Annotated in this window: 13 protein-coding genes; 7 read left to right on the forward strand and 6 right to left on the reverse strand. The window is 36.6% G+C overall.

Going from position 1 to position 7,892, the window contains the following annotated elements:
- On the reverse strand, nucleotides 1-231 hold a 231-nt coding region (locus GH715_RS21415), incomplete at its 3' end, for a hypothetical protein (protein ID WP_205601880.1).
- Nucleotides 232-448: 217 nt separating this feature from the next.
- Here GH715_RS21415 and GH715_RS20345 point away from each other — a divergent pair.
- Nucleotides 449-679 carry an alpha/beta fold hydrolase gene (locus GH715_RS20345; RefSeq protein ID WP_163578803.1) on the forward strand — a complete coding sequence of 77 codons (231 nt, stop codon included), beginning with the start codon at nucleotides 449-451 and terminating at the stop codon, nucleotides 677-679.
- A gap of 70 nt (nucleotides 680-749) precedes the next feature.
- Here the strand turns inward: GH715_RS20345 and GH715_RS20350 are convergent, their stop codons facing one another.
- The gene (locus GH715_RS20350; RefSeq protein ID WP_153837109.1) at nucleotides 750-1,664 is read right to left on the reverse strand and encodes a class I SAM-dependent methyltransferase; all 915 of its coding nucleotides are present in this window, start codon (nucleotides 1,662-1,664) and stop codon (nucleotides 750-752) included.
- A 205-nt stretch (nucleotides 1,665-1,869) separates the two neighbouring features.
- Entirely contained in the window at nucleotides 1,870-2,772 is a 903-nt protein-coding gene (locus tag GH715_RS20355) for a LysR family transcriptional regulator (RefSeq protein WP_153837108.1), read from the reverse strand.
- Between the two features lie 129 nt (nucleotides 2,773-2,901).
- Between GH715_RS20355 and GH715_RS20360 the strand changes: the two genes are divergently transcribed.
- The 4 genes from GH715_RS20360 to GH715_RS20375 are packed head-to-tail and all read left to right on the forward strand — an operon-like array spanning nucleotide 2,902 to nucleotide 4,934.
- Complete coding sequence (locus GH715_RS20360; protein WP_153837107.1) at nucleotides 2,902-3,441, forward strand: flavodoxin family protein; 540 nt, start codon at nucleotides 2,902-2,904, stop codon at nucleotides 3,439-3,441.
- Nucleotides 3,442-3,496: 55 nt separating this feature from the next.
- Nucleotides 3,497-3,865 carry a DUF4181 domain-containing protein gene (locus tag GH715_RS20365; protein WP_153837106.1) on the forward strand — a complete coding sequence of 123 codons (369 nt, stop codon included), beginning with the start codon at nucleotides 3,497-3,499 and terminating at the stop codon, nucleotides 3,863-3,865.
- Nucleotides 3,866-3,880: 15 nt separating this feature from the next.
- The gene (locus GH715_RS20370) at nucleotides 3,881-4,411 is read left to right on the forward strand and encodes a GNAT family N-acetyltransferase (protein WP_153837105.1); all 531 of its coding nucleotides are present in this window, start codon (nucleotides 3,881-3,883) and stop codon (nucleotides 4,409-4,411) included.
- Between the two features lie 43 nt (nucleotides 4,412-4,454).
- On the forward strand, nucleotides 4,455-4,934 hold the full coding sequence (locus tag GH715_RS20375) for an SRPBCC family protein (RefSeq protein ID WP_153837104.1): 480 nt from the start codon (nucleotides 4,455-4,457) through the stop codon (nucleotides 4,932-4,934).
- 154 nt (nucleotides 4,935-5,088) lie between these two features.
- On the opposite strand, the gene GH715_RS21420 is transcribed toward GH715_RS20375, so the two are convergent.
- From GH715_RS21420 to GH715_RS21985, 3 genes are read right to left on the reverse strand one after another with little or no spacing between them, the layout of a single operon-like run.
- The gene (locus GH715_RS21420) at nucleotides 5,089-5,703 is read right to left on the reverse strand and encodes a hypothetical protein (RefSeq protein WP_205601881.1); all 615 of its coding nucleotides are present in this window, start codon (nucleotides 5,701-5,703) and stop codon (nucleotides 5,089-5,091) included.
- A gap of 54 nt (nucleotides 5,704-5,757) precedes the next feature.
- Nucleotides 5,758-6,330, reverse strand: coding sequence for a hypothetical protein (locus tag GH715_RS20390; protein ID WP_153837102.1), 573 nt, complete (start codon nucleotides 6,328-6,330; stop codon nucleotides 5,758-5,760).
- On the reverse strand, nucleotides 6,224-6,685 hold the full coding sequence (locus GH715_RS21985) for a nuclease-related domain-containing protein (RefSeq protein WP_420842030.1): 462 nt from the start codon (nucleotides 6,683-6,685) through the stop codon (nucleotides 6,224-6,226). The genes GH715_RS20390 and GH715_RS21985 overlap by 107 nt, the downstream gene beginning before the upstream one ends.
- Before the next feature lie 182 nt (nucleotides 6,686-6,867).
- On the opposite strand from GH715_RS21985, the gene GH715_RS20400 reads away from it, so the two are divergent.
- Together GH715_RS20400 and GH715_RS20405 are read left to right on the forward strand one after the other, a co-directional pair.
- A complete protein-coding gene (locus tag GH715_RS20400; RefSeq protein ID WP_153837100.1) occupies nucleotides 6,868-7,146 on the forward strand; it encodes a hypothetical protein in 279 nt (92 codons plus the stop codon).
- Between the two features lie 42 nt (nucleotides 7,147-7,188).
- Entirely contained in the window at nucleotides 7,189-7,632 is a 444-nt protein-coding gene (locus tag GH715_RS20405; protein ID WP_153837099.1) for a YrvL family regulatory protein, read from the forward strand.
- Nucleotides 7,633-7,892: the final 260 nt, after the last annotated feature.

A 7,892-nucleotide genomic window follows, 5' to 3' on the forward strand; every position in this document is an offset into this window, starting at 1 on the left:
ATTTTCTGCAATCGTTAAATTGTAATTTCTGTCAACCTGTAAACGTGGTGAAATAGATTTATCATTGTATGTCACTTTATTAGTTTTTGGAGTATATATTTCTACATTCTTATTAGGATGAGCTCCGTCAGTTCTCTCTACTGATTGTTGCACGGTATTACGGAAATTTTGTTGTTGGACATTACTTTTATTAAAATAATGATTTAGTAATCTTTGGATAACAGAGACCATTTAATTTTTTCACCCTCTCTTTATTTCTATTTTATAAGAATTACTCCCCCTAAAAGGTATTATTTATAATATCGGAAAAAAATCCCATTATTTAAGTATAATGTCTTAAGTTGGGCAGAAACTATCTCTCACATGGGGAAGAAACTGATTTTTTATATCCTGATTTGTTTGATCTTCTGAAATATGAAGACCCCACGTATGACAATTTATTATATTGATGAAATCGATGATGGAATTAGATTTTAGTAAAGATATAGAAAGGGTTCCATGCAATACATTAATCTTATGTGGGGAAAATGACAAAGTGAACAAAAAATCATCGGTGAAGTTGGTAGAACAAATGCCAAAAGGAGAATTTCGCACAGTGAAAGGTGCGGGTCATGAAGTGAATAGGGAGGCTCCAGAAAAATTGGCGTCTATCATCCTTGATTTCTGGAGCAAACAATGAAAGTGAAGCAGTTTAAAAGCATCTTAACAGTAAAAAAACCGAATCCATTAAAGGACCCGGTTTTCTCTGGTTACCGCTTCACTGCATGAATAAAATGAATCGTCTCAAAAGCAGTTAAATAATCTGTTCTATTGCTAAAGAAATGCTCATTTATGTCAGTCGGTGATAAATGTTCATAAATTTGCAATCCTGCTTTCTCTAACAAACTCTCAATCTCCGCATAAGTAAAACAAGATTTCATTGGTTCCCCACTTGCCGCAGCCATTTTAACCATATTTTCAACTCGATTAGAAATGCCCTTTTCTTCAAAGAGTTTTTCGTCTGCATAATCAAATACAATAGAGCTGCCTGGAGGAAGTGCAGCAAATAAATGTTGGATCAAATTCGCATTTTCCTCTTTCGTTAAATAATAGGAAACACCTAAAAGGCTAAAAAATGTTTTTTTATTATCAAATCCTTGATCTGTTAAATCTTGATGAGAAAAAGTAGTAGTAAAGTCCATCGCAACAAAATGGAGATTTTCAGGAATATCAAAATTAACATCAGCTAACTTTTGTTTTTTAAATGCCTGTGTAGCAGGAAAATCAATTTCATATATATCTAATCTATCTGTCAATTCTGGGTGCCGAAAAGCAAAAGTGTCTAATCCCGCACCAAGTATGACATACTGTGATGTACCCAACTCAACTTCATGAAGAAGTACTTTCTCGCAATACGCTGCACGTGCTAATGGTGTTGGAGAAAGCTGTACTTGTGTAATCCATTTCAAAATTTCTTCTGGTTGATCTTTAAAACGCTCTCCGATATCTCTGTTAAAAAACTGAATTCCGTTGATCATATTTTTACTAACGGTTGAAAACTCTTCTTTGGAAAGTAAAGCGTTGGCAATAAAATCATCGAAAATTTTAGGTGTATCGTATTTATGGTGATATGCTCGGCCAAAAGCCGATACTAAGGAAGTTAGACTTGACTCATTCTGCTTCATTAACATCTTCCTCCTATACAAAAAAATAAGATTCCCCTGGCCAGGAGAATCTTATTATAGCACCTAATTATTAATATTACATTATAGCATAAACTAACTTTTTTTACAAATCTTTTGCTTTTTGTTTAATAACGAAAATGGAACTCTCGAGAGGATGATTGCAAGATTTTGGGAGTTAAGAGCCCCCGATGTGATATAACCTACATTAAATTTCCTCTTTATCTTTTAACATCTGACAAGCCAAATCTATGAAAGATTTTAACGGGAGATTCATTGATTTATCCTTATGCCATGCGATTTGCGTGAAAAAAGCTGGTGCATCACTTTGCCATTTTAGTTCTTTCAATCTACCGGTACTTATATCTTTCTCTACGGCCATATATGGTAGCTTAGCTATTCCTAGTCCTGCTATCGCACATTGTTTAAGTGCTTCGATACTGACAAATTCTATTCTATTGGAAGGATATACTTCTGCCTTCGTTAAAGTATTTTCAAAAATGGTACGATATGAACAACCTGTCTCTGTCAATAATAGTGTTTCATCTTTCAGATCCTGAGGATACACTTCTAAATGATTGGCTAATCGATGATCTGGTGATGCCACAATCTTCATTTCATCCTTTGCCAATGGCTCCACTACTAAAGAATCAGTATATCTCACTTCATCCATGATAAAAGCGACATCTAAATCTCCTTTTAGTAATTGTTCTTTCGCGATTTTATCTGAATGAGCAGGTTTAAATATTAATTTGACCTTTGGAAATTGCTGTTGGAACTCCTTTAGTAACGGTGGGAGCCTATATGTACATTGGCTTTCTTGTGCTCCGATAATCAATGTGCCTGACGGTTCATCGCCACCTGTTGCAATGGATTTTGCTTCTTCGGATAAGTTAACCATTTTGTCTGCGTAAGTCTTGAATTGCTTTCCTATTTCCGTTAAATATAATTTCTTACCTAATCTTTCAAATAACTTTGCATCAAGTTCTTTTTCAAGAGATTTAATTTGAGAGGTAACACTTGATTGAGCAAAATTTAAGATTTTAGCTGTTTTGGTAAAATTTAAAGTTTCTGCTGCTATTTTAAAAGTATTCAACTGTTTGATATCCATATGTATTCTCCTATAATCGAATAACCCGATTGATACAATCAAAATATTCAGTTTTATTAATTATTGTTTTTATTTTATGATATCGATAGCCTTTTCTCAAAGGATATGAATAATAAAGGAGTGGATAGAATGTCGATAGCAATTATCTACGGTGGGACACGAAAAAACGGTAATACGGAAATGCTAACGGAACATGCCATCCATGGTAGGCAAGCTGAACGCATTTATTTGGATGATTATCAGATAGTCCCAATCAAAGATTCACGGCATGCAAAAGAAGGATTTCAAGATATCGATGATGATTATAACTTATTAATAAAGCGGCTGTTAGCTCATGATACCTTAGTGTTTTCAACACCTATTTATTGGTTTGGTATGACTGGGCAAATGAAAACCTTTATTGATCGCTGGTCTCAAACACTTAGGGATTTAAACTTTCCAGAATTTAAAAAACAAATGCAATCCAAAAACGCCTTTGTAATAGCGGTAGGAGGGGATAATCCGCGATTGAAAGGATTGCCTTTGATCCAACAATTTCAATATATTTTTGATTTCATTGGTATTTCATTTGATGGCTATGTCCTTGGACTTGGTAATAAGCCCGGTGAAATATATAAAGATCAGCAAGCATTATCTATGGTGAACCAACTTTTTCATAAAATGGTTTAGATTTGGTATTTTATGTTAAAATGAGAATTGAGCATCTGTAAGGGAAGGGATTTCTATGATAGCTATTATCGTCATTATATTTTGCATCTTTATCTTGGATCAGCTTATTAATAGAAAACTAATAAAAAAGATGAACATGGAAGAGGATGACTTAGGGAAAAGTTATGTAAATAAAACACATAAATATGTGGAGAATATCCTTCATTGGGCAACTTTGCTATTGATAGCTGCATCAATAAGTGATTATCATCAGCTTAGACTGTTCATTTTTATTGTTCCTAGTCTGATGTTTGCTTTTCGTGCCATCCTGAAGTGGAAGTATTCAACAGATAACCAAACATATCTCTTAAGTGCGGTAACTTGCGTGTTATTTATTATTGGCTCGATTGTTTACGGCTCCTTACATTTCGGTATCATCACTTAAAAGGAGATTTACTATATGGATAAAACTGATATGATCGAATTAAGACATTTTTCAAATGAACATTTAGAAGTATTAAATTCCTTTGAACTCCCTAATGAACAAGCGCAATATACATCGTTGCCCATCAATTATCAAGAAGTAACAGAAGGACAGCATCGAATTGTTATTTTAGACGAGATGGAGCCGGTGGGCTTTTTTCTCTTGCACGAAACCGACAGAGTAAAGGAGTATTCGGATAATCCTCAGGCGATGTTGCTCACCTCATTATCGATAAACCGAACTAAACAGGGAAAAGGCTACGCAAAGCAAGCTATGAAATCACTCAGAAAATTCGTTAGCGCAGAATTTCCAGATTGTAATGAAATTGTTTTAGCTGTTAATCACAAAAACATAGCTGCTCAAAAACTGTATGAAAAAGTGGGATTTCAAGATACAGGAAAAAGAAAACATGGCCCAATTGGTGAGCAATTTGTTATGAAATTAATGTGGTGGTCTTTAACAGATTTTATAATCAAGAGAGACTATACAGAAGAAACAGAAAACTAAATTATTGATTGTAATGGGCGCATAGAACAAGGAGAATAAAAAAATGCCTATTGTTTATCATAAGCAATTTATACAAGCATCTGTAGAAGAATGTTTTAACCTTGCAAGAAGCGTAGATATACATACTAAAACAACTGCTAATACGAAGGAAAGAGTCGTTGGTGGCGTTACACACGGGTTATTAAATGAGGGTGATACGGTCACTTGGGAAGCTACTCACTTTGGTATTAAACAAAGGCTAACGGCAAAAGTAACTCATATGAATAAGCCTGCTGAGTTCGTTGATATCATGTTAAAAGGAGCCTTTAGTTCATTTACTCATACACATCAATTTATAGAAGAAAAAGGTGGAACCATAATGATTGATACATTTGAGTATAAGTCACCTTTTGGGTTAATTGGAAGAATTGCTGACAAGTTGTTTCTAGAAAAATATATGACAAGGTTTATTATTAGCAGAGCAAAAGGGTTAAAAGCAATTGCTGAGAGAAACGCTAAAACTGCTTCGTCTTGTTTAAGTTAAGAGGAAGCATGCAGAGTATTACAGCAGAATCCTGTTCCAAGGAAAAAGTCCTCCCTTCCGAGGAAAGAACCTCCTCTTCCGTGGATAAGACGATATTTCTATGGAAGGGAAGCAAATATCCCCGGAAGCGGAGCACACATCCCCGGAAGAGAGATCATGTTCCAAGGAAAAAGTCTTCCCTTCCGAGGAAAGCCCCTCCTCTTCCGTGGATAAGAGGATATATCCTGGGAAGAGAAACAATTATCCCCGGAAGCGGAGCACACATCCCCGGAAGAGAGATCATGTTCCAAGGAAAAAGTCTTCCCTTCCGAGGAAAGCCCCTCCTCTTCCGTGGATAAGAGGATATATCCTGGGAAGAGAAACAATTATCCCCGGAAGCGGAGCACACATCCCCGGAAGAGAAATCCTGTTCCAAGGAAAAAGCCTTCCCTGCCGAGGAAAGAACCTCCTCTTCCGTGGATAAGACGATATTTCTAGGGAAGGGAAGCAAATATCCCCGGAAGCGGAGCACACATCCCCGGAAGAGAAATCCTGTTCCAAGGAAAAAGCCTTCCCTTCCGAGGAAAGAACCTCCTCTTCCGTGGATAAGAGGATATATCCAGGGAAGGGAAGCGAATATCCCCGGAAGCGGAGCACATATCCCCGGAAGAGAAATCCTGTTCCAAGGAAAAAGTCTTCCCTTCCGAGGAAAGCGCCTCCTCTTCCCAGGAAAAGAGGATATATCCCGGGAAGAGAAACGAATATCCCCGGAAGCGAAGTCCTGATCCAAGGAAAACCCCTTCCCTTAAATTAAATTTAATGAATAGCACTTGCTCAAGTAACATCATTTCTTCAAAACATAAACTCGTCCACTTTTACTGCCGTACCAATCTAATATTCTAGCGTTTGTCATTAATGTTCTAGCGGTATATTCTTTTTCCACATGCAAAAACTCTCTACACTCTTGGTTCGTCAGTGTTGGTTTCACAAATACAAAATGATCGAGCAGGCTCATGACATGTGCGCGACGATCTCGCCCGCCACAATGAGGGCAATCCCAAATTACTCGTAGGCGATTCATTGCCAAGCTACCGCAGAAAGGGCACAGCACCCCACTTTCGACATCCCCTTGTTCAAGTCCAAACCTTTTCCAATAATGCATCTCAGGCTTGCGATGTGCCTGTGCTAACTGATAACCAATACGCGTCAGCTCACTTATTTGAAAAAGGGATTGCGTATATTGATCAGCAGCACGTTTAAATGATTTCTTCAATAAAGCAAAAGGCATAACCCAATCATATACCCAGTCACTACTTGAGTCCGTGACTATCTCTACATTTGGGTCCGCTAAAGCTACAAGATTGACGATCGGATAATTTTCCCACTGAGTACCAAAGCCATGAGCGGAGCTGATCACATTGCTCTTCTACCTGTGATATAGGATGCATCATCCCGTATTTCTTTCCATGCAAAGCGTACTGGAAATTTCGCGCATTGTTTTGAAAGGAGAATGTACCTGGTTGGCTTTTTACATCAATGTTGACAGCAAAGTGTGAAGTAAGGAGAAGGTTATCGATTTGAAAAAAGGACTGCCGATCTGCAGCGGGGAGGCGGAGGTCTTGAAGAAGAACTACGTCGTTTGAGTTAATGCCGATTCGTTCTAAGTAAAAATCGAGTTGGCATTCAGCTTGATAACCTTGTTCAATATTACGAAGTTCTAGCTCCATGTCACGCCTTCGTTTTTGGATTCGTTTTAGTCCACGGTTAAGCATCGAAATACTTTCCGGTTCCTTTCGTTTTTTGATAATAATTAAAATCACATCCTTTCTATACCAAAATATTCGACATAAATAGTAAAATTCCTCCCAAAGTGTAACGATTAGCCATCCACTGAAAAAACATTCACTTTGTGTTAAAATATACCAAAAGATATCCCGGAAAAGGAGTGATTCAGTTGAAAAATTTTGCTTTGAATCTCATAAGCTTAATTACCTTTTCCCCATTGATCACAGAGGTAACAGAGCAAGAGATCGTACAAAATATAAGACAATTGAAAAAGCATCAATGGTTCCGGGATTATTTTCTACATGACACATACAAAAAACTAATCATTCACGATCAAGATGTCCGTGAGATGATTGGGGGGTTCAATAGTAAGAGGTTCCATAAAGACGCTTATCAAGAAAAGTGTCAAAAAAAGCTTCAAAGAATCTTGCAGAGGAAAGTAAATTAAATCACCAAGAGTCGTTAGTGATGGAAAAGGAGCTACAGCCCTATGTCAGAACAAAATAATGATTCATTTCGCGATATGAATAAAAAAGAAAAAGTAATAACTGTTGCAGCAATAACGCTTCTTATTTTCCTTGTAGTCGGCTTTGTAATAGGACTTTTTTTCTTTGGATTGGCAGGGCTTTTTGAACTTCTCGGTGTTCGGTATCACTCCATCTGGTCATTGCTAGTCTTTGTTGTTAGTTTCTTTGTGTTAGGAATATTTGTCGATTTGTTTTTCAAGGTTTTCTACAAGATAACCGTTCGAAATATGATAGGTAAAGTAAATGTAGGATTTTTTCGATTCAGCTTTGACTGCCTATCAAACTGGTTAGTCCTGTTTACGGTAGACGAATTCATGAAGAGTATTACATTGAACTTGAAAGCAGAGATCATCATCGCATTATTACTTGCCATATTAGAAATAGTTTTTGATAGTGATAAAGAATAGAGAACAGGAGGTAATCGTGATTAAACACTTTAAGAATAAGCGATATTGGATACTAATGCCACCATTTTTTATAATTGCTATAATCCTTTTATTCTCCATTCCAAAGGAGTATATGAGCTTCTATTCACTTCTAATAATCATCGTATTTTGGTCTATATTTTATACTTGGGATTATTTCGCCAAAAAGAAAAATAGTGAGTACTCATCAAGATAACCAGTTGAAAAAAGGAGCATTCCTGTTATGAAGAAATTTGAGGTTT

Source organism: Gracilibacillus thailandensis (assembly GCF_010994055.1).
Classification (GTDB): Bacteria; Bacillota; Bacilli; order Bacillales; family Amphibacillaceae; genus Gracilibacillus; species Gracilibacillus lacisalsi.